Raw genomic sequence first — 24057 nt, 5'->3', positions numbered from 1 at the left:
ATAAAAACGCGGCTTATCCCGTTGCCATTGATGAATTGAAGCAAGATCAAACATTGAAAACTGAGACCGAATTGCGGCAGAGCAGATACTTGAACAACAGGATTGAGCAAGACTATCGGAAAATCAAACGGATTGTGAGACCGATGATGGGATTTCAATCATTTAACACAGCAAAGAGAACGTTGCGAGGAATTGAAGCAATGGCGATGATTCGCAAAGGACAAGTGAAAGGAATCAGTCAAGGGGATATTGTATCTCAAGCACAGTTTATCAGCGAACTCTTTGGAGCGAGGGCTTAAAGCAATACGAATGAGACCGATTCGTTTGTTACTTTAAAGTCTTTGCGACACAACCCTTCGTTCTGCACAACCCTTCGTTCTGCTGGCTCAACCGTCGGAAAATTCTTCCATTGGTAAGGGTGTTCGGTTTGGTTGGCACGTTATCTTGCCCGAATCGAGGAAGTTTGTTGACCAAAGCCTTTAGATGAGGACATAACGAACAGAGCATCAACAGCTTTGTTTATCCTAGAACATCTTTAGCCACTGCGAAATCTTAACCAGCCTGGGTAATGCTGTGACCAAGCGTACGCCTCCGCTTGCAGAATTGGATCACCAGAATCAAGAAATCGCTGCATTTTTGCAACTTGAGTGGGTGCAGGTAGAGAACTTGAAGGAGTTGTGTTCTCTAATTCAAGAGTTTCTGACAGATTCTCGATCGCTGCAACATACACACAGCCTATTTCAGCTTGCTGCTCTGCATTAAAATTACTGGCTGATGAAACAGAATCGACATCAACACAATCGCTAGAAGCGTGATGTAAAGAGGAATTACCGCCATAATCAGGTAATAAGCTTGTAGAGTTTAAGAGCAACCCTTGAGCAATATCTAGCTCGGATTGAGTGGAAATGCTTTTAGAGTTCTCACAAGTTAGAGAATCTGAATCGATCAACTCTGGATCAATTGAAAGATGTTCAGGATGCCAGAGATCCCGATGTTTATACAGCGATCCACCTCCGATTTTGTATTGCAGCAGAACTTTAAATCGAGCAGTTGCACTCATAGGTAATGATTCTTTTTCTAACAAGTCAGCGATCGCATTCCGAATTCGACCTCTTGCGTTCTCTGATTGTTGCTGATTCCAGGTCGGAGCTTTTTCAACAGCTTGATCTAACAGTTCTGATTTTTGCTTGAATTTGCCGTTCTGCTCTCCATAGTGAAAGTAATGGCTATTTTCAATGCACCGTGCCCATTCTTCTGCTCTCTGCTCGATTTCATGCTGATGATTACAAAACTCTGTGTAACCCGGTAGCAATCGTGCAACTTCCACAATTCGATTTACGAGCGCAGTTCCTGTGAGTGGATCGCCTCCGGCTAAAACATGATGAAAAATGTACTCACGCATCGTGATTCGACCAAGCAAACGATTTGTTTGCCCGGAACTTGTCCAACCGAGTTCAATTTCAGCATTAAGATCCGCAATGAACTTATCTGCTTTTCCTGAAATGTGAAGTAGACGGTGTTTTGCTTGCTTCAGAATTTGCTTAAAGAGATGAGAATCTATCTCATTCTGTTGTTGAGCCAATTTCCACTGTTCTACAAACTGTTGCTGTGTACTCCAAATCGGCTCAAGATCCCGATTGAGCAGATAAGAACCGACTTGCAGTGGAAGCCGGTGAGCATTAAACAAGCTTAGTGTTCCATCTGTAGAATACGGTTTTGGATTTGGAAAGACTTCGAGTTGTCCTAATCGAATTTTGAAGCCAGCATTTTCTAACAATGTAGAAACGACGATCGCCAACTGCCAAGAACTCATAGCCTGTGGCAGAGGAAAGTATAAATGAAGCCCACCACTGTAGCTAGAAGTGCAAACGAGATACTGTATCAATCCAAGCACTTCTAAGGTCGCGGCAATCCGAGGAATAGCAAAGGGATCGTACTGAGGATGATAGAAACTCTGAATATCAATGTCTAATAAACAGTACTGTGTCTGGCTGCCGAAGCGCACTCCATACAGACCTGTAGATTGCTGAATTACGCGATCGCTGAGGGGATATCGGCTTTCTGTTTTCCAACTAGGTTTCTCTTTTGGTTGGGCGTGATCTGCCCAGATGAAATCATAGCGATGCGGAAAAAGCGCAAGAAACTCATCGTTCCATTCCTGCACGAACGATGAAGAGAACTTCCCCATCTCACTTTGAGTTTTTTGTAATCGATCACTCATGCTTGTAGAACAACTCACATTCGATCGGGATCGTTTATACCAAATGCTCGATCGCTGATCCGAAGCCGGATCTCGCTGTTTTGTAATCAAAGCGATTACAAATGTGAAAAGTCATAACGATGTAATCGTTAGTGTAGCGATCGATTGGGGGAGAGGGTCTAGAGCGATCGGGGAGGGGGATCTAGAATTTTTGGGTTAGGGGGTCTAGAGCAGTTGGGATGAGGCTCTAGAGTCAATTGGGTTAGGGGGTCTAGAAGGTTTGGGGAGTAGGGTCTAGAAGGTTTGGGGGTGACGGTCTAGAAGATTTTTGGGGGTGGAGGTCTATGTGTAATCAATGGTTTGGGGATGAGGTTCTAGAACAAGCTGTAATCAATTGTTTGGGGTCAGGGAGCTAGAGTTGTGTGTAATCGGCTAAGAGTTCTATCCCTAAGAGTATTGAGCATTTTGGCATGGTGTTAAATTTCTAATTTGATTTCAAGAAAATTCCTAAGATTAATTAGCAGAACGGCCATACAGAGCGGCTTCAACGCTTTGTAATCACTCTGCTCGATGGTTGATCGTGATTACAACGTTGTAATCACCTGTAATCAAGGCTTGTAATCAAATGCTGTAATCACTTGTAATCATTTCGACCCAATTACAAGCAAAATCACATTTCTTGCTCAAATAACTGGCGCAAAACCTGCTCATTTTCAGGACTAATCGATCGCTCCTCATTCTCGATCAGCGAAATCAGCCCCTGGCTCATCCCACTTAACTGAGAAAGCTTACGCTGACTCCATTTCTTTGCCTGACGTAGCAGTTTTACTTGTTGCCCAGTCAATCTTTGATCTTCGATTACAATTGTCGATCCAGACTCTTCACGCTCTTCGAGCTTTGCGGCTGAAATTGCTTCGGTCTGCCAATCTTCAGCAGGTGTAATCCACAGTTTCGCAGCAAGTAGTCGATCGAAGAAGCCGCGAGGACGCTGAACCTCATCGCGCCCAAATCCTGGTGGCTGAAGTTCCAGAGGATACGTTTCCAAATCAAACTGAATTGACCATCCGCGATCGTGCAACGTCAGTAAATCTTCATCCCAAGTACTCGCTAATTTTTTGCGAAACTCACTACTTTGTTTTGCTTGCTGAATTTTCTGATTACCATACGCGACTTCCATCAGAGTTTGAACATTCAGCGGATCTTGACGATTAAACTGTGCTTTGAACAAAAGCCAAACAATTAATCGGGCTGCCCCTTCTCGATGCTGCCAGAGGCTCATTACACTTTCAAGTAAGGTTTGCGGCAGATTTCCAAGTTGGTGATACGCAGTGCGATCGCGCTTCCCTTCCTCGTTCAGAAAATATCTCGCCCACAGTCCTGGCTTAACAATAAACGTCATTCCCGTAAGTTCTTTATTGCCAAATAGATCTTGCTGATAGTGATAGCGTGTTCCCATAATGTGCCACAGTCGCCCTTCTTCGACCGTAAACCCTTTGACTCGTCCTTGAGTTGGCAACGAAATAAAGGTGGTGATTTTGCAGGGCTGTTTGACTAATTCCTCGATCAGCGCGAGCTTTTCTCTGCGATTTTTATCAGTGCGTTTTTTCAGTCCTAAATAGGCTTCGATTTGTCGATCGTCAATAATTAACTCCTGTTCCCAAGGGCGCTCTAGCTGTGCCGCGTGTGCTGCGTAGATTAAATGCATACAAGCCGCACGAATATCAAAGGTATCAATCACTGCTAGCGCCGCTGCTCCTGCAAGCGTCGCTGGATGTTCGTCTTCTAGATTCTCTGTCACCCAAAAATGAATCGCACCTTGCCCATCTCCAATGTCTCGCGCATAGTACAGCTTGCCATCAGGATCGTTATCCCAAGGTAGATGTTTACGCTGAGTCAGAATATTTCCTGCTTCCCAAATTGGTAAGGCCGATGCCATCCGCGTTGTGTGATGGTCAGAAAAGAGATCCGGGCTCGTTTTCGGTCGCTCGGCTGCGTTGGTTGGCTTCGTTTTCTGTTTTGCCTTTTGAGTTCGAGAAGGTTGTGGTGCAGCGGCAGAAGTCTCCTTTGATTTCACATTCTTCTTTTGACGAGCCATGCTGCTTGACCTCTTGAACCTGAAATTGATCAGACCTTCGCTCTCAAACGCCGTTGGATTACTTTTTCAACCTTCTTTAACTCAGCATCTGACAGTTGCTCTAGATACTGTAGAACAGTCTGTAAATCGAGATGCTGAATTGCGTGATTTACTTTAGCATCAACTGGCTCAAGATCGAGCGAAGTGGCTTTGACTTCGATCGTATTCCCAATCTGCGCGAGGGGTACGATTTCGCATCGGACAAATTCTGCTTCTCTCAGCACAGGTTCTAATCGCGGCATTGCAGCATTGCGCCACTTGCGGCAGTGTTGCGGCATCGCTTGAATACGATCGTCCCCGAACGACTCTCGATAATAGCTACACCATACGCCGAATTGATTTCCCTCGTGAGACGGATCGTGCCATTCGCATGTTCGACAAGTTGGCTTTTCTAGATGTAGAGAGCCATTCAGTTCTTCTGATGCTGTGGTTGTTTCTGCGTTGTTCGGTGTACAGACTATTTGAGTTAATTGTTGTGTCAGTACTTGCCCTTTTTCGTACCACCAGCGTTCGAGTGTGAGTGGATGCGGCGCAACGAAGCTCGTTGATTTTTCAGCAATTTCACAGCTTACATTCAGGCGATAAGGTTGTTTAGGAACAGGACAATGCTCGATCGACCAATGCGGTGATAGTAAAGCTTGTAGCTGCGAGAATTGTTCGCGAAAGGTTTGAACTTTCCAATCGCGATACTGATTCATCAGATCCTGATAGTTGCGAAAAAATCGGGCAATATTTGTTCGATCAACTAAGTAAAACTTAAATCCCTCTTCGTCTTCTTCGCACCGCTGCAACAGTCCCCAATTTTGTACTAATTCTCGATAGTGCAGAAACCGCTGACTCTGTTCGATATCTACAGTTTTTTGATGACGTTGAATTAAGGCTTCGACTCGCTCTAAGTCAAATGTTTCGCCTTTGAGAACGCGATCGACAAATTCAGTTCGGGCTGCTCTTGGAGTAATGTCTGCTGAAATTCGATAAAGTACTTTCGTTTCAACCTGGTTCAAGGCGGTCAGTGAATCTTGATTCTCAAACGGCAGAAAAGCTCGTCCGACTGACATCATGGAATAACACAGTGAAGTGCTTAACCCAGTCTTCTCGCGTGCCCACCCCAAAAACTCACTATTCTGACCCCAGCCAAATAAAGCTTTGACTTCGAGCAATTCTTTTCCAGTTTCATAAATATCATAGAAAAGTCGTCCGAAGCGGCTTTGAATATTGCTAGCAATTTCTTCTAAGCGATCGCATTGAGCCGCAGATAGCGCGACTTGTGCTGTATTGATTGAGAGATCGTCTTTGGGCGGTAAAGACACTAGAACTTATCTCCAGTCTAGTTTTTTATATTGTATCTAGAATTCTGGAAAAAATACAGAATTCAAGATAGTTCTCTAGCTTGACGTTTCGATTAGAAGTCGCTTGTATACTGGTAGTAGGTAAAGGATGAGCCGTCGAAGATGTACATTCTGAATGCACCAACGGGAATTAAAGAAGGTCGTCAATTGCTCGGCAGAATGATCAGGGCTGCCCGTGCGATGCGCGGTTGGACGCTCGATGATCTCAAGGAGCAGATTGCCCAGAATGTCTCTTACCGTAGCGATTCTGGCATCGAACCTTACATTGTCAGTAAATCTCAGTTGAGTGTTTTAGAACGCGGTCAGCCTGTTCTTGATCCGCTGTTGTTTGAGTCGATCGCGGTTCTAGAATTACTAGATCATCCGATTGAGCAACGCGCTCTCACGATCGCAGAAATCAAAGCGATTAACTGCGGACTGTTCGATCCGAAAACTGGGGCATGGCTCAGTTCTGAGCCTTCAAGAGTTTTGACACAATCCGTGATTGCAAGTTGAGTAATTTTATGAAAGTTTCTACGCTACTGGAAACTTTCATAAATTTCAGACACTTTTATAAAAGTTTCTATCTATATGGAAACTTTTATAAATTTTCAGACTTCATCGTCGAGTACAGCACCGATTTCTGACTCAAGTTGTCCGATCGAAGGCAAGCTGCTCTTAAAGCGTTCTGGCAAGCTGTCCCAAATTTCATGTGTTGAAACGGTACTGTCAGGTTAACCGGACAGTGGAATCATCCTACTGGTTCAACGTTGTTCGCATCTGCTTGCCCATGTACTCCCGTCATCGTTTTCCTGGTGAAATTATCAGCGACTGTGTGTGGCTTGATTACCCCTTCCCATTGAGCTACCGGGACATTGAGAAAATGATGCTGTACCGTGGGATTGAAGTGACGGACGAATCGATTCGGGAATGGTGTCAGAAATTCGGGCAGCAATACGCGAATCAACTGCAGCGCAAACGTCCTTACATTGCAGACAAATGGCATTTGGACGAAGTGGTCGTCACCATCAAAGGGCAGCAATACTACTTGTGGCGAGCAGTGGATTCAGAAGGAGATGTGCTGGATGTCCTGCTGCAACGGCATCGAAACACGAAAGCAAGTGATGGCTTTTTGACGAGTGAGATTGCTGGGGCAACAGTGACTTTATGGAATGCAGTAGTGGACGATACCGTGATTGACCTGAATGGAGCAGCGGATGGACTTGATACAACTGCGATGTTCATTGCTGGAGGGCAACCCGTTGCCCTAGCAAATACGGCAACGATTATTAGCCCATCTCCCATTGACGCAGTGCTAGTCTGGATTGACAATGTGGTGAATGGTGCGAATGAAGTTCTAGCCGTTAATACGACGGGAACTTCTCTGCAGGCTCAGTTCTATGAGAGCGGTGAACTGCTAATTACGGGTGAAGGTTCTGCTGCGGATTATCAGAAGGTATTGCAGACACTCACATATGCTAATAAGACAGCCGTAAAAGATCTCGACCCAAGACAACGCTCGATTTTAGTGGCGTTGAATAATGAGAACGGCTACAGTGATGCAGCGGAGGTGCGGCTCTCGATCGTGGTTGCTTAGTCTAAGGTTGTGTCGCAAAAATGATAGGGTGGGAAAGCTCAATTTTCTCTAGCCTTGCTCTCAATGACGACCGACTCCTTGTTCAAATGACATCACTTCCTCCTTGAAATCATCGTGCTGAATTTGCGCTGGTATTGTCGTTATTCCTTAAGCTATCGGGAGTTGGAAGCAATGATGGCGGAGCGTGGAGTCGCTGTGGATCATTCCACCCTCAGTCGCTGGGTGCTGAAATTTGTGCCCGAACTGGATAGGTTGTGTCGCAAAGATTTTTAAGTGAAAAACGAACGGGTCTCATTCATATTGCTTTAAGCACTCATTCCAAAGATTTCATTGATGAATTCTATTTGAGACACACTGTCCCCTCGACTAATCCCTTTCACCTGCCCTTTGCAAATCATGTTCATTGCTTCTATCCCTCGCAATGTTCTCCTTGCTGTATTGAAGGATTGAAATCCTATCATCGGTTTGACAATTCGGTTGATGTTCTAATGGTCTTGCTCGATGAGATTGTTCAGAGACTTGCTCTGCCGCAATTCGGTTTGGGCTTCCAACGTTTTCTCTTGCTTCAATTCATTGCCACTGGATAGGCAGCGTTTTTATCCACGGTGATGACGCGTGGAGCTTGAGTAGGCTTGGCTCCCAGGACTTCACGAAAAAAGCGCTCAACCGCCTTCCTATCCCGCTTCGCACTGAGCATGAAGTCCAGCGTGCTGCCATCCGTATCCACTGCTCGGTACAGGTATTTCCACTCTCCCTTCACTTCGATGTAGGTTTCGTCAACTCTCCAGGAATCATTCGTGGGATTCAAGAACGATAGCTTCGCTTCACGGAACGTGTGCGAGTGCGTTTATCCAGTTCTGGTGCATACTTCAGCACCCAGCGATTGAGGGTGGAATGATCCACAGCGACTCCTCTTTCCGCCATCATCTCTTCCAAATCGCGGTAGCTCAGAGCGTAACGACAATACCAGCGCACGTTCAGCAAGATGATTTCGGGCAAAAAGTGCCGCCATTTGAACAAGGAGTCAGTCGCCATTTAGAGCAAAGCTAGGGAAAATTGAGTTACTGCACCTTACCAATCTTTGCGACACAACCCCTTTCCCTCTCCCTATCGCTACGATAATGAACATAGGTTAAGAATAATTGCGGAGCCAACCACCTTTGAATATCTTGTGGATCGGGCTTTCAACCAGATTCGGCAGTATGCTCGATCGAATACCGCCGTCACAATTCGACTGCTCGAAGCGATCGCGCTGATTGCAACGTATGCAGAAACTTCAACCCAGAGAGGCGTTCTACGTCGTCATGCAGAAATGATTCAGCGCGGTAGCCAAAATGGGCTATCTGAGAAGTGCGATCTCCATGATGTGGAGCAGCGATATCAAGAAGCAATAACAGCCTTAGATCCTGAAGAAGCTAACCTTGACTTTAGGCAACTCTGACATTCATTCACTAGGGAACCGCAAGTGTGATGTTGGTGCTGTGTCGGGGGAGTCAAGGCTTCAGTCATAGGAATTCTATCCACGGAAAAACTTGAAAGTGGGCGGAGAGGGGACGTGACTTTATACTAAATCGATTTGATATTACACTCCGAGATTGAACAAGTTATCTCTTAAGGAGGAGGTATGAAAATAGATACGAGGGACATATTTTATACCGGACTATCTAAGTTACGAATTATGCCTCATGTCTTACTGGTTGATGATGAAGCACCGCTGCGTGATAGCCTGAGCTACGCTTTGCAGAAGGAGGGCTATGGAGTCACAACTGCATCAGATGGTGCTGCGGCATTGAAACTATTTCATAAGCAAGTGCCGGATGTCATTTTGCTGGATCTGATGCTACCAGAGATAGGCGGCATGGAGGTGTGTTGGCGCATCCGGGCATTTTCCGATGTTCCTATTGTGATGCTGACTGCAAAAGATCAAGACATCGATAAAGTGTGGGGACTCGAAGCAGGAGCCGATGACTACATCACGAAGCCATTTAACACACGAGAATTGTTAGCACGCATTCGAGCGGTTCTGCGGCGACGCTCGGCGGCAGAAGGATCGCCGCTCATGGATTAGGGGCAATGTGGCTGAAACGATTGGGTGCAATTCGGTGGAATTCGTTACACACAAAGCTGTTAGTCACATACTGGCTGCTCACGGTGCTGGGAACTTCGCTAATGGCAGGGTTTCTGTTGCGATCGCTCTCCGCGTACTTTATGCAGATGCGACAAACGGATTTAGAAAATTGGACAACTGCGATCAGTGAAGGTGTTGCAGATGAGCTAGAGCGAGAAAATGTTCAGCGTGTCCAGCAGTTGATGGAACGTCATGGTAAACCCGAAACAGTAACCGTGCGTGTTCTAAGTCCAAAAGGGCAGCTACTGGCATCCTCTGCTTATGAAGACCATCACATCACAAACTGGCTGGTGGTTCCAGGTGTGCGAGAAGCTTTACAAAATCAGATGGCGCAGGGAACTGCAAAAGGCGTATTAGCGAACGACGATCGCTTGTACATTGCACGTCCTATTCGTCGCAATGGACAGCTTTTGGGTGTGCTGCGAATGTCCGTAACGCTTGAGCAATTCCAGCGGCAATTTTCATTTCTGTGGTGGACGGTAATAGGGGTGTTGTTGCTAACAATGCTTCTGTGTGCAGTGATCAGCGATCGTTTAGCCAGAAGTTTTTCCATTCCGATTCAAACGATGCGAAATTTTGCGATTCGCTTGGGTGGGGGCCATTTTGGCGATAAATTAAGCATTCGCCAAAGCAATGAATTAGATGAACTCGCGCTCGAACTCAATCGCATGAGTGAACGGTTAGCATCACTCGATCAAGAGCGCCGGACATTTCTCGCCAATGTCTCACACGAACTTCGCACCCCGATTAGTAACATTCAAGTCACCGTAGAAGCCCTGCAAAACGGAGCCGTGGAAGAGCCGCACTTACGAGATCGCTTCTTTGAGTCAATTGAAGATGAAACACGACGATTAGCTCGACTGATTCATGATTTGCTTGATTTGGGACGATTAGAAGCCGGAGCAACCTTATTGGAGCAGCAGACGATCGATCTCCAGCAGTTAATCGATCGTGCCGTTCGAGCCGTAGAAACGCGAATGCAGATGCGTCAGATGTCATTTCGTCTCAATATCGCAAAGGTTTCACTCATCGGCGATCCAGAACGACTACTGCAAGCCCTATTGAACATTTTGGACAACGCTATCAAACACTCTAGAGAAGATTCTCAGGTTTTTATCGCGGGGGCACGAGAGGGGCAACAGGTCGTGATAACAATTCAAGATCAAGGACCTGGGATCGAGCAAACCGCATTGCCTCGAATTTTTGAACAGTTTTATACGGGTGATCCGTCGCGTAAAGGCAGTAGTACGGGATTGGGACTCGCGATCTCACAGCGCATTATTCAGGCACATCAGGGCACGATCACGGCAAGTAGCTCGGTTGGGCAGGGGGCAAAATTTACAATTTGCTTACCGCTCAAATAACTTACATCACCTGCTTAAAGCCGCATAGCTAAAGAATAAAGTAATTCGGGCGTTGCTGAATAGTGGTATGAATCAGGCTGGAGTTGGCACGTCCCAGAACTTGAGGTAGTGCAGTAACAATCGAATCGAATGTCTCAGCCTTTCCTCGGATTTGGAGTAGCACAGCGTCTTGCGATGCAATCGAGCGAGGTAGTGTCGTAACCGGGTGTTTTCCGATTCCACTCGGGTCATGTAAGTCTTGCAGACGATTTGATCACCATCGGGAATGAAACCTGGATAGACCTTCCACCCATCCGTGACATAGAAGTAGCATTGCCATTGTTCAACCACCCTCCACAGCAGTTCAAATGTTTCAGCACTATGATCCCCCAGTACCCAACCTAAAATTCCGGTCGTGAAATGATCGACCGCGCTCCAGATCCAGATTCTGTTTTTTTCGAGCCAACAAACGTTTCGAGTTCATCGAGTTCGCCAACTTGAGGGGATTGGTCTGGAGCATAAGCATCCGGCAGATTCTGTCCGACCTGCTTGACCCAGTGAATGATCGTTGTTTGATGGGCTCCTTTGACTCGTTCAATGGCTCGAGATCCCATGCCATTGGTGTACATCAACAAGCATTCACGTTTAACCTGCTCTGAGTATCCGGGTGATGGATCATAGTGATCGATGAACTGCCGCCCACAATCGACGCAGATGTGATTCTGTTTACCTTTCTTTTTTCCATTCTTACGGATATGAGTAGACTGGCATTCAGGACACTGCATAGAGAATGACCTCAATTCATACTCCCATTATGCAACGCCGCTTTTTGCTCATCAACAGCGCTGCGATGCTGCCAATCCGATAGTGCTGCAACCAGTCCTGAACCGTCACACGATTGCGCCCAATCAATCTAGCCGCCGCTTGTACGGTCTTCGCTTGCTTCGTTTGCAACAGATACAGCACCTGGAGACGTTCTTTACCTGTCGCCGTGGTTTGCGCCCTCAGTAGTTGTTTCAGTTCTTCAGTGCTTTCTTGAATCTCTAGCTTGTAAACGCCTGCCATCGTTGCTGACGGAATGCTACATCTGAGTCATATCATCTGTAGTCATATTTGGTATTACTTGCAAGTTCCTGTACTTTATTTAACTATCTAAAGAGAAAGAGCGATCGATGCGCCAAGCTCAACCGAAGTAATGCCTTTGCCGATCTCGAAAATTGCAGCACCTTGTTAAGAGATTTGTGACTAAAGAATAGGTGTTGGGAATAGTGGGATGTCGAGTTCAGCAGTAAATTCGTCTGTCAAGTTCCAGCAACAATGCCCTGACATTTACCCATCCCAATTTTGATATAGCCTTCCTCTTCACAATAACCCTGAAGCGTAACTTCATCTCCTTCTACTAAAAACGATCGCATTTCTCCACTCGGTAACACGATCGGCTGTGCTCCTCGTTGCGTCAGTTCTAACAAGCAGCCTTGAGTCCCTGCCTCATTGCCTGAAACCGTTCCGCTAGCAAATAAATCCCCAGGGCGAAGATTGCAGCCATTACTAGCGTGATGAGTGAGCATTTGTGCCGCTGTCCAATACATGTGTTGGAATTTGCTCTGGCTTAAGCGCAAAGGTGCTATTTTCTCTTGACGCATTCGTGCAGAAGACAACATTACTTCTAGCCTTATCTGAATACCGCCTGTGCTTTGATTTGTAGATGATGTGAGATAGGGCAAGATCGGTGGATCATCGACCGACCTTGCAAATGCAGAGCCTCGAAATGGGGCAAGGGCTTCCATCGTCACAATCCAGGGAGAGATTGTAGTGGCAAAGCTTTTTGACAGAAAAGGGCCAAGGGGCTGATATTCCCAAGCTTGAATGTCTCGTGCCGACCAATCATTCACGAGGCATAAGCCGAATAGGTGATCTTCTGCTTGATCGATCGAGATTGTGTCTCCTAATTCATTCCCCCTTCCCACAAAGCAACCGACTTCAAGCTCGTAGTCCAACATTTGAGAAGGGGCAAACGTCGGAGTTGAGCTGTTTGCTTGTTTCTGCTGACCGTAGGGACGTTTGATAGAAGTGCCAGTAGGAACAATTGATGATGCCCGCCCGTGATAAGCGATCGGGACATATTTATAATTTGGCAATAGGGGATTGTCGGGGCGAAATAGCTTACCAACAGTGGTTGCGTGAAAAATAGAGGCGTAGAAATCTGTGTAGTCGCCGATCGTTGCAGGCAAAAGCAATTGCGCGTCTGACATCGAAACAAGGATTCTGCTATCGGGAGCTTGTCCAACACGAAGTAATTGACTGAGATGATGGCGCAAGCGTAATGAGGCTGTTTTTCCCAGCGCCATCAATGAGTTTAAGGTCGAAGCACAGCAGGCAGCTTTCAAGGCTTCTGGTAGTTCCTCAAGTAGCCCAAGCTTTTGACAAGCGACTAGATCTAGAATTTGATCGCCGATTGCAACCCCAATATGAGGTGTTTCAGAGCGACCTCGTTCTTGAAATACTCCGAAAGGAAGATTCTGGATTGGGAAATCAGTGTCAGCTTGATTTGCGGAGTTAACCCAACTCCGCAGATTTGGATCATGAGTGGAATCAATCGTGCAGGTCATAAAAGTTTCAAGTCGTAAAGTTCATGAATGGGTTCTTCAAAAGAACAAGAACCGAACGATCGAAAGAATTGCTGTCGAGAATGTTCGATCGCCAATATCGGAAGGGAGAACTCATGCCAACCTATTTCGATATCGCTCAGTTGAAATGAATCGATCGATGATTCCTCAAGGATTGCCACAACTTCATCAAGTGTGACGGCTTGTTGATAGGCAAAGGCTGAAGCGATCGCAACATTCAAAAAACCGTGCATTGTCGTAGAAGTTTCGTTCAAGGCATGAGTTAAGCAATGACCTCGTAAGGCATGATGTAATCCAGCCGTTGCCTTAAAGGGAATTCGAGCCTTCGCCAAGGACAAAATGCGTTGTCCCAGTTGTGTACTATCAGGAAACGCATTGCTAGTAATACCGCCTGTTCGCAACTTTGCACCTGCTCCTATTTGGTGCAGAATATCCAGGTAGGGTTCTAAGTCAACATTAAATGGAATTTCAAAAAAAGTGTCTACTTCAGCAGGTATTTCTAGCCTGATTGACTGAATCTCGACAGGCGAGAGTGGGGCGACTTCCAAGGCGCTAATCTGAATAGAAGGCTTATAGTCTCTTTTAGTTGCTTGATATATCTGCTCCAATTCCGATCGCCAGTTTCCAGACACAATCACGCTTAATGACCAGGGCTGAGATGAAGAGGCATCTTCAGAAGGCAAAAGCTTGATGAACTCTGGAAGGAGAGTAGCAGGCAAAACGAAGCGATCGAGCATCCAGCAATGTGGAGAAGCGTGAGCGCGATCGTAAATATTTATTGCTTCAGGTAGGCTTAGCTGTGCAGGGGGAAAGATTCCAGCATAGTCTACAATCCGCGCAAGAAGTTGTTTGAGCGATGTTAACACTCGGCTGCACCTCCTTTAATTAACAATCTGGGCAGGAGATTTGATTTATGTCTTAAGCACTCTCTTAAATCTATCCTTGTGATTAGCAACTCCGAAAAGTTAAATCTATAATTTAATTATGGCTTCTCAGATTGGTTTAGTAACCTGATCTTGAGAAGCCTTAGGAATCCACAACCTAAACACCGCTTCAAATCCGCTTGGTAGCTGCAATTAGATTCACAAATTTTCACAACTCCTTCTTTACAGTTGCTAGCTACTTTAGGCGTTACTATCTTTCCTCTGTTCAGGAGGAGCCTAATGGCTGAGTTATTTCCCATTTTATGTTTTGATCACCTTGAGTTCCATGTTGGTAACGCAAGGCAAGCAGCAAGTTTTTATGAAACTTTCTTCAAATTCACAAACACAGCGTATCGAGGCTTAGAAACAGGGAGTCGCAAAGTTGCTTCGTATGTCATGCAGCAAGGCGCAATTCGATTAGTTCTAAGTACAGCGCTTAATTCTGATCATCCGATTGCTCAGAGTGTACTGAAGCATGGCGATCATGTCGCTGTTATTGCAGTACAAGTACCTAATGTAGCGGATGCTTATCAACAAGTGACTGCGCGAGGGGCGATCGCTGCGATGCCACCGACTCTTGCAGAAGATGAAACGGGAATTCTGCAATATGCAGCGATTCATATTTACGGAGATGTGATTCTCAAGTTTGTCGATCGACAGAACTATCGAGGCATTTTTGCACCCCAGTTTCAACCTCGACATGCAGTTTCGCCCAATCATGAAGCAGGACTTCAAACCATTGATCACATTGTCGGCAATGTTGAACAAGGTGCAATGGAACATTGGGTGAAGTTTTTTGCTGACACAATGGGCTTTCAGTTATTAGTTCACTTTGATGACGCAGCAATTTCGACTGAGTATTCAGCGTTGATGTCTAAAGTGGTGCAAGATGGCTCTGGCAAGATAAAACTCCCGATTAATGAACCTGCTTTAAGGAAAGGAAAATCTCAAATTCAGGAGTATTTGGAATTTCATCAAGGGGCTGGAGTGCAGCATATTGCCTATTCAACTCACAATATTGTGGAAACGGTCACAAAATTAAAGCAGGCAGGCGTTGAGTTTCTGCATGTCCCAAGCTCCTACTACCAAGATTTAGAAACACGAGTTGGCAAGATTGATGAATCGATCGAGCGTCTAGCAGAACTCGGAATTTTAGTCGATCGCGATCAGGAGGGTTATCTATTACAAATTTTTACGCAGCCCGTTGAGGATCGTCCTACTTTGTTCTTTGAAATTATTGAGCGTCATGGTGCTCAAAGCTTTGGCGAAGGCAATTTCAAAGCTTTATTTGAGGCGATCGAACGGGAACAAGCCCTTCGAGGAAATCTCTAGGCAGAAGTTAGAAATTACGGTATCAAGCAATGACGTACTATTACCAGCTCGGTACAATTCCCCACAAGCGACATACCCAATTTCGTGAGCCAAATGGTTCGCTCTATCACGAAGAATTGATGGGCATTCACGGCTTTACGGGTATTCAATCGCTGCTCTATCATTTGTACCCGCCAACGCAAGTGTATAAGGTGTTTCTAGAACGGACGATCTCGCTGGAGTTTGAAGAGTTCGGGGCACTCCGGCATCGTCATTTGCGGACGCAGAAAGCATTGAGTGAAGGAGATGCGATCTCATCCCGCATTCCTCTAATGGCAAATGGAGATGTCTGTATTTCAGTCGCACAACCCACAGAGCCAATGTCGTATTGGTATCGATTTGCTCACGGTGATGAAGTCATCTTTGTTCATGAAGGGAGTGGGTTACTAGAAAGCCAGTACGGTCAGTTGCACTATCATCCGGGGGATTATTTGGTGATTCCAACTGGAGTCATGTGGCGAGTTTTGCCTGAAAGCAATACGACTCAACGCATGTTAGTGATCGAAGCACAAGGACACATCGAGCCGCCTGCTCGGTATCTGAATCGTTATGGTCAATTTTTAGAACATGCACCTTATAGTGAGCGAGATTTGCGCCCACCAGAAACCTTAACTCCTCACGATGAGATGGGCGAGTTTGAAGTGCGGGTAAAGGCTCGCGATCGCATTACGACCTATCTTTATCATCATCATCCACTCGATGTGGTGGGTTGGGATGGCTATCTCTATCCTTACGCCTTCAACATTGCTGACTTTGAACCTGTGACCGGACGCATCCATCAACCGCCGTCTGTGCATCAAACGTTTGAAGCACCAGGATTTGTCATTTGTTCGTTTGTCCCTCGGTTGTTTGACTACCATCCGCTCGCCATTCCTGCACCTTACAATCATTCCAATGTTGATTCTGATGAAGTGCTCTACTATGTCGAGGGAAATTTTATGTCTCGTAAGGGGATTGAGCGAGCGTCGATTACGGTACATCCGAACGGCATTCCGCATGGTCCACATCCAGGCATGTATGAAGGCTCGATCGGCAAAGAGCGCACTGATGAACTCGCGGTCATGATCGACACGTTTCATCCGCTAAAACTGACTCGACAAGCAGTTGACCTAGAGGACATGCAATATCTCTACAGTTGGGTTGCTTGAGGGCAGTCCCAGATTCGTTTCACAAGGAGGAAACTCTCTATGGCTCCGGTTCTCACTATCTCTACACGCTTATCTATCTCTGATCGAATTCAGGAGCGCCTGCATCAGGGGAAACTAACGCAGCAACAAGTTGATGACTTCCAGGACTTTCTTCACCAAGTTGAGCGTGATTTTTTGCGGCATCCTATCATTACTGATAACGCTTATACTCGCTGGTTCCAAGCAGGCAACGCCACAGATGAGCAATTACAACATTTTATTCGTCAGTTTTCTGTTTTCTCGAATCAATTTCTGATAGCAGCATTATTGAAAGTCATTAACTCTCCAACGCTTCAGCAATCGCGAGCAAGCCGCGAGGTTTTACTGAATGAGCTAGGCGTTATTTATCGTAAGTTGCAAGCAACAGACAACGCACAAACGTTCAAAACAGAGGAGGAAAAAGATCGAGAAGGTGATCCTGAAGTGGTTAGCACAGAAGGAACTGTTGATGGCGGAATCTGTCGCTTTCGGGCAGCTCATTTTGAGTGGTTAGCGACTGTTGCAGAAGGAATTGGCTTGCACTATGAGGAGATTGGTCAACGGAAGCACGGTAGCTCGACCACGCTACACTTTTGTGATGAATTGCAGCGTCTCTATGGAAGTGATGATCCGAATGTGGCGGAGGGTGCTAGCTTTGCAGTTGAAAATTGGGCAGCAGCAGGATTCTGGCAAGAGCTAGAAGATGGATTGACGCGCATCAAACGAACTCGGCATCCACAACTGCATTTAGCTTTCTTCACTTGGCATAATCGCGTGGAGGCTCAACATGCAGAACATACTTTAGAAGAACTCGAAGCCGTGTACTTCAAGCCAGAGTTCGATCGCGCTAAATTCATTCAGGGAGGGCAACAAATTCTAGATGCGATCGCAGTTTTTTGGAATGGGTTGGAGCACGATCGCAATGATTGAGGAAGCAACAATGCACCAAGAGTTAGCTCCCGCTTGGGTTCCATCAATCGAACAAATTCAGGCAACAAACATTGCAGTGCTGATGCGGGACTTGAACATTCGCACTTATTCAGAGTTGCATTCTTGGTCAATTCGCGATCGAGCGGCTTTCTGGGAGGTGATGATTCAACGGCTTGGAGTTTGCTTTCGGGAGCCGTATACGCAGATTGTTGACTTATCACAGGGTGTAGAATTTCCGCAATGGCTTGTGAATGCTCGATTGAATATTGTTGAAAGCTGTTTTCAAGCTAGTGAAGACAAAACCGCGATCGTTTTTCAAGCAGAAGGCGGTTCGCTCCAAACTTGGACTTACAAGGAATTACAGTCCCTTACGAATCGCGTTGCGAATAGCTTACTAGATTTAGGATTTCAGCCTGGTGATGCAATTGCGATCGCGATGCCGATGACTGCTGAATCCGTAGCAATTTACTTAGGAATTATCAAAGCGGGTTGTGTCGTCGTGTCGATTGCGGATAGTTTTGCAGCGATCGAAATTGCAACTCGGTTACGTATTGCGAACGCCAAAGCAATTTTTACTCAGGACTTTATTTATCGGGGTGGAAAGCAGCTACCGCTATATCACAAAGTTGTTGAAGCTAAGGCTCCAAGAGCGATCGTACTTTCTCAACATCCAGCTTCAACAGTTGAATTGCGATCGCATGACTTAACTTGGAGTGATTTTCTCAGTACGAATGAAGTCTTTGATGCAACTCCAACATCTCCCACAGCACACATCAATATCCTGTTTTCTTCTGGCACAACCGGAGATCCTAAAGCAATTCCCTGGACACAAACAACACCGATCAAATGTGCAGTGGATGGGCATCTGCACCAAGATATTCATTCCAGTGATGTTGTTGCTTGGTCAACCAATTTAGGATGGATGATGGGGCCCTGGCTGATCTATGCAAGCTTGATTAACCGCGCGACGATCGCGCTTTATGACGACGCACCGACGACGCGAGAATATGGTCAATTTATCCAAGCTGCTCAGGTCACTATCCTGGGTGTTGTGCCGAGTTTAGTCCGAGTTTGGAAAACGACCGATTGTATGCGGGGACTGAATTGGAGCGCAATTAAAGCGTTTAGTTCGACAGGCGAATGCTCTAATTCTCAAGATATGCGGTACTTGATGTCTCTCGCAGACAACAAGCCAATCATTGAATACTGCGGTGGTACTGAAATTGGCGGAGCTTACATCACGGGCACTCTTGTTCAGCCTTGTATTCCAGCAACTTTCACAACGCCTGCACTAGGCTTGGATTTTACAATTCTGGATGCTGATGGTTGTTCTGCAAATGAAGGGGAAGCTTTTATCATTCCCCCTGCGATCGGACTTTCTACAAAATTGTTAAATAAAGACCATCATCAGATCTATTTTGCTGATGGTCTTGATAAATTGTCCTTGCGTCGTCATGGTGATTATCTGAAGCGATTGCCGAATGGTTACTATCAGATGGGCGGCCGTGTGGACGACACAATGAATTTGGGTGGAATTAAAATAAGTTCTGCAGAAATTGAACAAGTGCTAAACACGGTTGCAGGCATTCGTGAAACGGCAGCAATTAGCACTCCGCGCAATGCTCAAGGTGTAGTGATTTCTGAAGGCGGACCGAGCCAGCTTATTGTTTATGCAGTTGTTGAGCCTAACATTCAGAAAACACATGCAGAACTCAAAGCATTGTTACAAACAGCGATCGCTCAACGCCTCAATCCGTTGTTCAAAATTTGGGGCTTGGTGATTGTAGAGGCTTTGCCTCGCACTTCATCAAACAAAGTAATGCGGCGAGTTCTGCGCGATCAGTTCAACACAATTTACCTCATGAGGGTGTAACGCATGGAACTTGCAGAACGAATGAGTCGATTAGGAACAGAATCCGCCTTTGATGTCTTTGCCAAAGCACAACAGCTAGAAGCTCAAGGACGATCAATTATCCATCTAGAAATTGGGCAACCAGACTTTCCGACTCCATTCCCAATTTGTGAAGCAGCATTTCGGGCAATGAAAGATGGCTATACAGGCTATACTCCGGCAGCTGGTTTGTTAGCATTGCGAGAAGCGATCGCTGAACATATTTCGACAACCAGAAATATTGAGATTCACCCAGACGAAGTTGTCGTTACACCTGGAGCTAAGCCGATTATCTTCTTCACGCTAATGGCGTTAGTGAATGAAGGAGATGAAGTAATTTACCCAGATCCAGGCTTTCCGATTTACCAATCGGTGATCAATTTTGTGGGTGCTAGAGGAATTCCTTTACCGCTACGCGAAGAAGTCGGGTTTCGCTTTCATTTAGATGATTTGGTCAATGCAATATCCGATCGAACTCGCTTACTCATTCTCAATTCTCCTCAAAATCCCACAGGGGGATTGCTGCAAGTTGAAGATTTAGTCGCGATCGCAGAACTTGTCGATCGACATAATTTCTATGTTCTCTCCGATGAAATCTATTCTCGGATTCTCTATGAAGGTAAGCACATTAGCCTGATTCAATTTCCGGGTATGAAATCTCGCACTATCCTGCTTGATGGTCATTCTAAAACCTATGCAATGACCGGCTGGCGGCTCGGCTATGGTGTTGTTCCTAAACACCTTGTTGAGGGAATCGTTCGTCTCATGATTAATTGCAACTCTTGCACTTGCGCCTTTACTCAGATTGCTGGCATCGAAGCTCTTCGAGGCTCACAAGAATTTGTAGATCAAATGGTCGCTCAGTTTCAGCGCCGACGAGATACTGTCGTCGATGGTTTAAACGAGATCGAAGGGATTCATTGCCTAAAGCCTGCGGGTGCATTTTATGTGTTCCCAAATGTGAAAAATTTACCTTTGTCGTGTAACGCACTAGCGGATTACTTTCTCAATGAAGCGGGCGTTTCACTACTCGCGGGAACAGCGTTTGGCAAATTTGGCGATGGCTATCTCAGAATTTCTTATGCCAATTCACTAGAGAATCTTCAAATCGCGATCGACCGAATGCGATCAGCCGTAATGAGATTGTAGTCAGCTCATTTTCCTCGCTTATAACCTGAGTAATTTAGGCTCATGACTTGAGTATTGGAAGCTCATGACCTCAGTATCGGAGACTGACTATTTAAGCAATTCAAGCTCACTCTATGAACCTGAAAATCTCTCACCTGAGTATAAACAGATCACTTATCGAGCTTCCAAAGCTGAGTCACCGATCGCTGAGAATTCAAGCACTTCCCTTGCTTCGGTGTCTGCTTAACAGATTTCTGCACAACTAGCCCGATCAGAGAGTCAGATTGTCACTAAGCGTTCCGCAACCTCATGCAACGTGTGCAATAACCGCTGAACTTCCGCGATCGTGTTGTAGTGAGTGCAGCCAATTCGCAACAATCCTCCACTTTCCTCAATTCCGAGCCGTTGAGTGAGATTCAGAGCATAGAAGTTCCCATTCCAGATGAAAATACCGCGATCGCCTAATATCCTTGCAATTTCAAAAGGAGAATAGCCAGCAATGCGAATTCCGAACGTTGGCGTGCGCCAGGTCAATTGCGATCGCTCTGTGATGCCGTAGAGAGCCACCCCAGGAATTTTTAGCAAATGAGGGATCAAATATTCAGACAGCGATCGCTCATAGTTCTGAATTGTTAGCATTGCCGCAACAAGAGCACTCCGCCGATTTGTAACGATCGGTGAAACGTGCCTCCCTAACTCAGCTAAATACTCGATCGTTGCCACAACTCCCGCAAGCCCCTCAAAATTCTGTGTTCCTGTTTCCCACCGAAATGGAACTTCTTCAGAAGCAGGACGAGGCTTGTAAGGCTGTAGCCGAGCTAAATGCTCTCGTTTGCCATAGAGAATGCCAACATGCGGCCCAAAAAACTTGTAGGCAGAGCAAACGAGGAAATCACACTCTAGCGATCGTACATCAATTAGCCGATGGGGCGCATAGTGAACTGCATCGACAAACACCCATGCTCCCACAGCATGAGCTAACTGAACCGCTCGTTTAACATCATTGATCGTGCCAACTGCATTCGAGGCATAACTGATCGCGACTAACTTTGTGCGTTCCGTGATCTGATGTTCTAAATCAAGCATGTCTAGAGTACAGTTGTTCTCATAAATATCAACTGTACGAACAATTACACCCCGTTCTCGAAGCGCTAACCAAGGCGCGACGTTGGCATCGTGATCAAGGTTAGTAACAACAATCTCATCACCGGGTTGCAATTCTCGACCGATTGATCGACTCATTGCAAACGTGAGCGTCGTCATGTTTGCTCCAAACACAACCTCATCACTATCGCAGCCTAGAAAATCCGCAACTGCTAATCGGGCTTGTTCTACTAACGCATCGGTTCGCGCGCTGGTCGCAAAAGCTCCGTGCAAATTAGAATTTGATGTCGTCAAGTAGTTCGCGATCGCATCAATCACCCCCTGCGGAACTTGAGTCCCACCAGGTCCATCTAAAAACGCGACTGGATACCCATTTATTTCTTGATGTAGGGCGGGAAATTGAGCGCGAATCCAATCTAGATCAAAAACAGTCATAGGACGCTCCAAACTCAATTCTCATCTGGCGGAAATAGTCCTGGACAGGTTAAAACAAATACATCTCTGGTTCCTTGCTCACCTGCAATCACATTGACAGGCGATGTGTAGTGAAAGTATTGAGCATCCCTGAATACGAGAAGTTCTCCCGGATTTAAGACTTTGCTAAATGCTGGAGGCTTGCCGTCTTTTGATTTATAAAGATGAGTTTCACCACCCCCAATCTTGTTGCGATCGACCGAGAAAATTCCAACAATATCGACACCATCCCGATGGATTCCCTCTGGAGCCGGATTACCAGATTGTTGAGGAGATGCAGTCGTGCGAATCTGATGAACTCCAATCTCTTGGGAAGTAGAGCACAGTTGGCAGAACTGGAAAAACTCCCAAATCAATCGTTGAAAATCTTCTAGTTGAATTAACTCATCATCTAGCTCAGGATACTCTCGAATCACATCTCCTAACAATGGGTTGCATTGCCTGCTCTGGAAAAAGCGACGGTGAGGTAACTTGATTAATCGATCGCCAACTATTTTGAAGTGAGAGAGCCGCCTAAATCGATAGCTACCTTCTAAGTAGGGATCGTTTGGGAGATGAGCAAACGACGGTTGGAACTTATCAACCTCGATCGCGGTTAACATCTCTAAAACATAACTTGCCAGACAATTTGCCTCTGGCTTAATAAATTCTTCTAGTTTAGATAGATTTAACATTTGACTTCCTCATTTCAGTCAACACAAGCAGATCAATAAATCGACTGCTTGTGAGCAAATCGCTGAATCAGAAACAACATGAGAGCAATCAAACTCCGGTTACTTCTAATCTAAATCCAGTGTGTCAAATATATGATGTTTTGTAGCGCTCTCTTACGATAGTTAAGTTGACAGAGTTAACAATGCAGTGTCAGTTACAAAACATCATACAGGCACTATGTTGAGGTAGAGAGTCTGATTACACCTGTCTACTTACTATTGTAATGAGATTTTCATAAGATTGTCGATCCATAGCGAGTACCCCTCAGATTATTATTCATGTACTTGCTCTGCCACAATTCTGTCTCTGCTGCTAGCGTTTCATCGGCTTTTAACGCTGCGATCTCGACCGGGTATGCAGCATTCCTGTAACCGTGATTACCCGTGAAGCATAAGTATACTCTGCCTTCAACTTCGTTGGGGTCAGGCAGTACGAGGATTTTGCAGGAATTGCCAGAGTCAGAGCTTTGGGGTTCTACAAGGATTGGCAATTCCCGTGAAATAGCTGAAGATAAAAGAAATCTCCTTAATCTAGCTGCACACATCATCGGAGCCAGGAGATGAAACACGCAGACTCGAAGGCATTGAACCGATTAGAAGAATTGCTGGTAAAGCTTCGTCAATATCAGGGCTTGAAAGAAAAAAAGCGTGGAATCTTCTACTGGAAATCGAATGCCTTTCTTCACTTTCATCAAAATCATGACCAGCTATTTGCCGATTTGCGAGTTGGTTCAGATTGGGAGCGCTTTCCAGTGAATACGCAACTTGAACAAGAGATATTCCTTACCCAGGTTGAGATTGAATTGCGAAAACAGGGCATTTAGGGATTTCTGTATTTAGATGGGAATTGGAGCAGAAAGACCCTTGTTGTTTGTATGACTTGGGCAGGCACTATCAACTTAACCGGAAGTATTTAAATTTAAGCACTGTAACTCCCTTAATCGTCAGTCTCGCTCAAGTTTATGCAGCATCTTTCACACACGTAATCTCCCGCCAATCT

The 24057-nt window shown here is 45.7% G+C and carries 21 protein-coding genes and 2 pseudogenes; 13 read left to right on the top strand and 10 right to left on the bottom strand.

Going from position 1 to position 24057, the window contains the following annotated elements:
* On the top strand, positions 1-299 hold a 299-nt coding region (locus tag H6F51_04770; protein MBD1821810.1), incomplete at its 5' end, for a DDE-type integrase/transposase/recombinase.
* Between the two features lie 236 nt (positions 300-535).
* Here the strand turns inward: H6F51_04770 and H6F51_04765 are convergent.
* The 3 genes from H6F51_04765 to H6F51_04755 form a co-directional block, all read right to left on the bottom strand.
* Complete coding sequence (locus tag H6F51_04765) at positions 536-2311, bottom strand: hypothetical protein (protein MBD1821809.1); 1776 nt, start codon at positions 2309-2311, stop codon at positions 536-538.
* A gap of 559 nt (positions 2312-2870) precedes the next feature.
* The gene (locus H6F51_04760; GenBank protein ID MBD1821808.1) at positions 2871-4295 is read right to left on the bottom strand and encodes a helix-turn-helix transcriptional regulator; all 1425 of its coding nucleotides are present in this window, start codon (positions 4293-4295) and stop codon (positions 2871-2873) included.
* A 29-nt stretch (positions 4296-4324) separates the two neighbouring features.
* Positions 4325-5644: a hypothetical protein gene (locus tag H6F51_04755; protein MBD1821807.1), complete on the bottom strand. Its 1320-nt coding sequence runs from the start codon at positions 5642-5644 to the stop codon at positions 4325-4327.
* A gap of 141 nt (positions 5645-5785) precedes the next feature.
* Here H6F51_04755 and H6F51_04750 point away from each other — a divergent pair, with 141 nt between their 5' ends.
* The 3 genes and pseudogenes from H6F51_04750 (at position 5786) to H6F51_04740 (ending at position 7532) form a co-directional block, all read left to right on the top strand.
* Positions 5786-6178 (top strand): helix-turn-helix transcriptional regulator, encoded by a 393-nt coding sequence (locus tag H6F51_04750; protein MBD1821806.1) that lies wholly within the window; start codon positions 5786-5788, stop codon positions 6176-6178.
* A gap of 274 nt (positions 6179-6452) precedes the next feature.
* A pseudogene (locus H6F51_04745) lies at positions 6453-6773 on the top strand (IS6 family transposase).
* Positions 6774-7373: 600 nt separating this feature from the next.
* Positions 7374-7532: an IS6 family transposase gene (locus tag H6F51_04740; protein MBD1821805.1), complete on the top strand. Its 159-nt coding sequence runs from the start codon at positions 7374-7376 to the stop codon at positions 7530-7532.
* Positions 7533-7564: 32 nt separating this feature from the next.
* On the opposite strand, the pseudogene H6F51_04735 reads toward H6F51_04740, so the two are convergent.
* Positions 7565-8294: pseudogene (locus H6F51_04735) on the bottom strand (IS6 family transposase).
* 46 nt (positions 8295-8340) lie between these two features.
* Between H6F51_04735 and H6F51_04730 the strand changes: the two are divergent.
* The 3 genes from H6F51_04730 (at position 8341) to H6F51_04720 (ending at position 10751) form a co-directional block, all read left to right on the top strand.
* The gene (locus H6F51_04730; protein MBD1821804.1) at positions 8341-8700 is read left to right on the top strand and encodes a DUF2254 domain-containing protein; all 360 of its coding nucleotides are present in this window, start codon (positions 8341-8343) and stop codon (positions 8698-8700) included.
* 237 nt (positions 8701-8937) lie between these two features.
* Entirely contained in the window at positions 8938-9327 is a 390-nt protein-coding gene (locus H6F51_04725) for a response regulator (protein MBD1821803.1), read from the top strand.
* 5 nt (positions 9328-9332) lie between these two features.
* Positions 9333-10751, top strand: coding sequence for a sensor histidine kinase (locus tag H6F51_04720; protein ID MBD1821802.1), 1419 nt, complete (start codon positions 9333-9335; stop codon positions 10749-10751).
* Positions 10752-10823: 72 nt separating this feature from the next.
* On the opposite strand, the gene H6F51_04715 is transcribed toward H6F51_04720, so the two are convergent.
* The 4 genes from H6F51_04715 to H6F51_04700 form a co-directional block, all read right to left on the bottom strand.
* Positions 10824-11515, bottom strand: a protein-coding gene (locus tag H6F51_04715; GenBank protein ID MBD1821801.1) for an IS1 family transposase whose coding sequence is annotated in 2 segments (ribosomal slippage) — positions 10824-11185 and positions 11185-11515 — 693 coding nt in all. Because the reading frame shifts where the segments join, the coding sequence is not laid out codon by codon here.
* Positions 11516-11531: 16 nt separating this feature from the next.
* Positions 11532-11795: a helix-turn-helix domain-containing protein gene (locus tag H6F51_04710; GenBank protein MBD1821800.1), complete on the bottom strand. Its 264-nt coding sequence runs from the start codon at positions 11793-11795 to the stop codon at positions 11532-11534.
* Positions 11796-12031: 236 nt separating this feature from the next.
* The gene (gene fahA / locus H6F51_04705; GenBank protein ID MBD1821799.1) at positions 12032-13339 is read right to left on the bottom strand and encodes a fumarylacetoacetase; all 1308 of its coding nucleotides are present in this window, start codon (positions 13337-13339) and stop codon (positions 12032-12034) included.
* Positions 13336-14223 (bottom strand): hypothetical protein, encoded by an 888-nt coding sequence (locus tag H6F51_04700; protein MBD1821798.1) that lies wholly within the window; start codon positions 14221-14223, stop codon positions 13336-13338. Before H6F51_04700 ends, fahA begins: the two co-directional genes overlap by 4 nt.
* Positions 14224-14520: 297 nt before the next feature.
* On the opposite strand from H6F51_04700, the gene hppD reads away from it, so the two are divergent.
* Genes hppD through H6F51_04675 form a run of 5 tightly spaced genes read left to right on the top strand, consistent with a single transcriptional unit; the run spans position 14521 to position 20787 of the window.
* A complete protein-coding gene (gene hppD / locus H6F51_04695) occupies positions 14521-15612 on the top strand; it encodes a 4-hydroxyphenylpyruvate dioxygenase (protein ID MBD1821797.1) in 1092 nt (363 codons plus the stop codon).
* Positions 15613-15641: 29 nt separating this feature from the next.
* Complete coding sequence (locus H6F51_04690; GenBank protein ID MBD1821796.1) at positions 15642-16799, top strand: homogentisate 1,2-dioxygenase; 1158 nt, start codon at positions 15642-15644, stop codon at positions 16797-16799.
* Between the two features lie 39 nt (positions 16800-16838).
* Entirely contained in the window at positions 16839-17747 is a 909-nt protein-coding gene (locus tag H6F51_04685) for a hypothetical protein (GenBank protein ID MBD1821795.1), read from the top strand.
* On the top strand, positions 17698-19620 hold the full coding sequence (locus H6F51_04680; protein MBD1821794.1) for an AMP-binding protein: 1923 nt from the start codon (positions 17698-17700) through the stop codon (positions 19618-19620). The genes H6F51_04685 and H6F51_04680 overlap by 50 nt, the downstream gene beginning before the upstream one ends.
* A gap of 3 nt (positions 19621-19623) precedes the next feature.
* Positions 19624-20787 (top strand): pyridoxal phosphate-dependent aminotransferase, encoded by a 1164-nt coding sequence (locus H6F51_04675; protein ID MBD1821793.1) that lies wholly within the window; start codon positions 19624-19626, stop codon positions 20785-20787.
* A gap of 258 nt (positions 20788-21045) precedes the next feature.
* Here the strand turns inward: H6F51_04675 and H6F51_04670 are convergent, their stop codons facing one another.
* On the bottom strand, positions 21046-22305 hold the full coding sequence (locus H6F51_04670; GenBank protein ID MBD1821792.1) for a cysteine desulfurase-like protein: 1260 nt from the start codon (positions 22303-22305) through the stop codon (positions 21046-21048).
* A gap of 14 nt (positions 22306-22319) precedes the next feature.
* The gene (locus H6F51_04665; protein ID MBD1821791.1) at positions 22320-23018 is read right to left on the bottom strand and encodes a 2OG-Fe dioxygenase family protein; all 699 of its coding nucleotides are present in this window, start codon (positions 23016-23018) and stop codon (positions 22320-22322) included.
* A gap of 599 nt (positions 23019-23617) precedes the next feature.
* On the opposite strand from H6F51_04665, the gene H6F51_04660 reads away from it, so the two are divergent.
* Positions 23618-23881 carry a hypothetical protein gene (locus H6F51_04660; GenBank protein MBD1821790.1) on the top strand — a complete coding sequence of 88 codons (264 nt, stop codon included), beginning with the start codon at positions 23618-23620 and terminating at the stop codon, positions 23879-23881.
* The last annotated feature ends 176 nt before the right edge of the window (positions 23882-24057 follow it).

It is taken from the genome of Cyanobacteria bacterium FACHB-DQ100 (assembly GCA_014695195.1).
In the GTDB taxonomy this organism is placed as follows: Bacteria; Cyanobacteriota; Cyanobacteriia; order Leptolyngbyales; family Leptolyngbyaceae; genus Leptolyngbya.
The sequence above is the reverse complement of the archived record's forward strand: the minus strand, read 5'-3'. Positions and strand labels throughout refer to the sequence as shown.

What these genes read in the sequence shown, in the direction of transcription:
- H6F51_04760 (MBD1821808.1), bottom strand. Translation starts at nt 4,295, where the DNA reads ATGGCTCGTCAAAAGAAGAATGTGAAATCAAAGGAGACTTCTGCCGCT.
- H6F51_04750 (MBD1821806.1), top strand. Translation starts at nt 5,786, where the DNA reads ATGTACATTCTGAATGCACCAACGGGAATTAAAGAAGGTCGTCAATTG.
- H6F51_04725 (MBD1821803.1), top strand. Translation starts at nt 8,938, where the DNA reads ATGCCTCATGTCTTACTGGTTGATGATGAAGCACCGCTGCGTGATAGC.
- H6F51_04720 (MBD1821802.1), top strand. Translation starts at nt 9,333, where the DNA reads ATGTGGCTGAAACGATTGGGTGCAATTCGGTGGAATTCGTTACACACA.
- H6F51_04710 (MBD1821800.1), bottom strand. Translation starts at nt 11,795, where the DNA reads ATGGCAGGCGTTTACAAGCTAGAGATTCAAGAAAGCACTGAAGAACTG.
- fahA (MBD1821799.1), bottom strand. Translation starts at nt 13,339, where the DNA reads ATGACCTGCACGATTGATTCCACTCATGATCCAAATCTGCGGAGTTGG.
- hppD (MBD1821797.1), top strand. Translation starts at nt 14,521, where the DNA reads ATGGCTGAGTTATTTCCCATTTTATGTTTTGATCACCTTGAGTTCCAT.
- H6F51_04690 (MBD1821796.1), top strand. Translation starts at nt 15,642, where the DNA reads ATGACGTACTATTACCAGCTCGGTACAATTCCCCACAAGCGACATACC.
- H6F51_04685 (MBD1821795.1), top strand. Translation starts at nt 16,839, where the DNA reads ATGGCTCCGGTTCTCACTATCTCTACACGCTTATCTATCTCTGATCGA.
- H6F51_04680 (MBD1821794.1), top strand. Translation starts at nt 17,698, where the DNA reads ATGCGATCGCAGTTTTTTGGAATGGGTTGGAGCACGATCGCAATGATT.
- H6F51_04675 (MBD1821793.1), top strand. Translation starts at nt 19,624, where the DNA reads ATGGAACTTGCAGAACGAATGAGTCGATTAGGAACAGAATCCGCCTTT.
- H6F51_04670 (MBD1821792.1), bottom strand. Translation starts at nt 22,305, where the DNA reads ATGACTGTTTTTGATCTAGATTGGATTCGCGCTCAATTTCCCGCCCTA.
- H6F51_04665 (MBD1821791.1), bottom strand. Translation starts at nt 23,018, where the DNA reads ATGTTAAATCTATCTAAACTAGAAGAATTTATTAAGCCAGAGGCAAAT.
- H6F51_04660 (MBD1821790.1), top strand. Translation starts at nt 23,618, where the DNA reads ATGAAACACGCAGACTCGAAGGCATTGAACCGATTAGAAGAATTGCTG.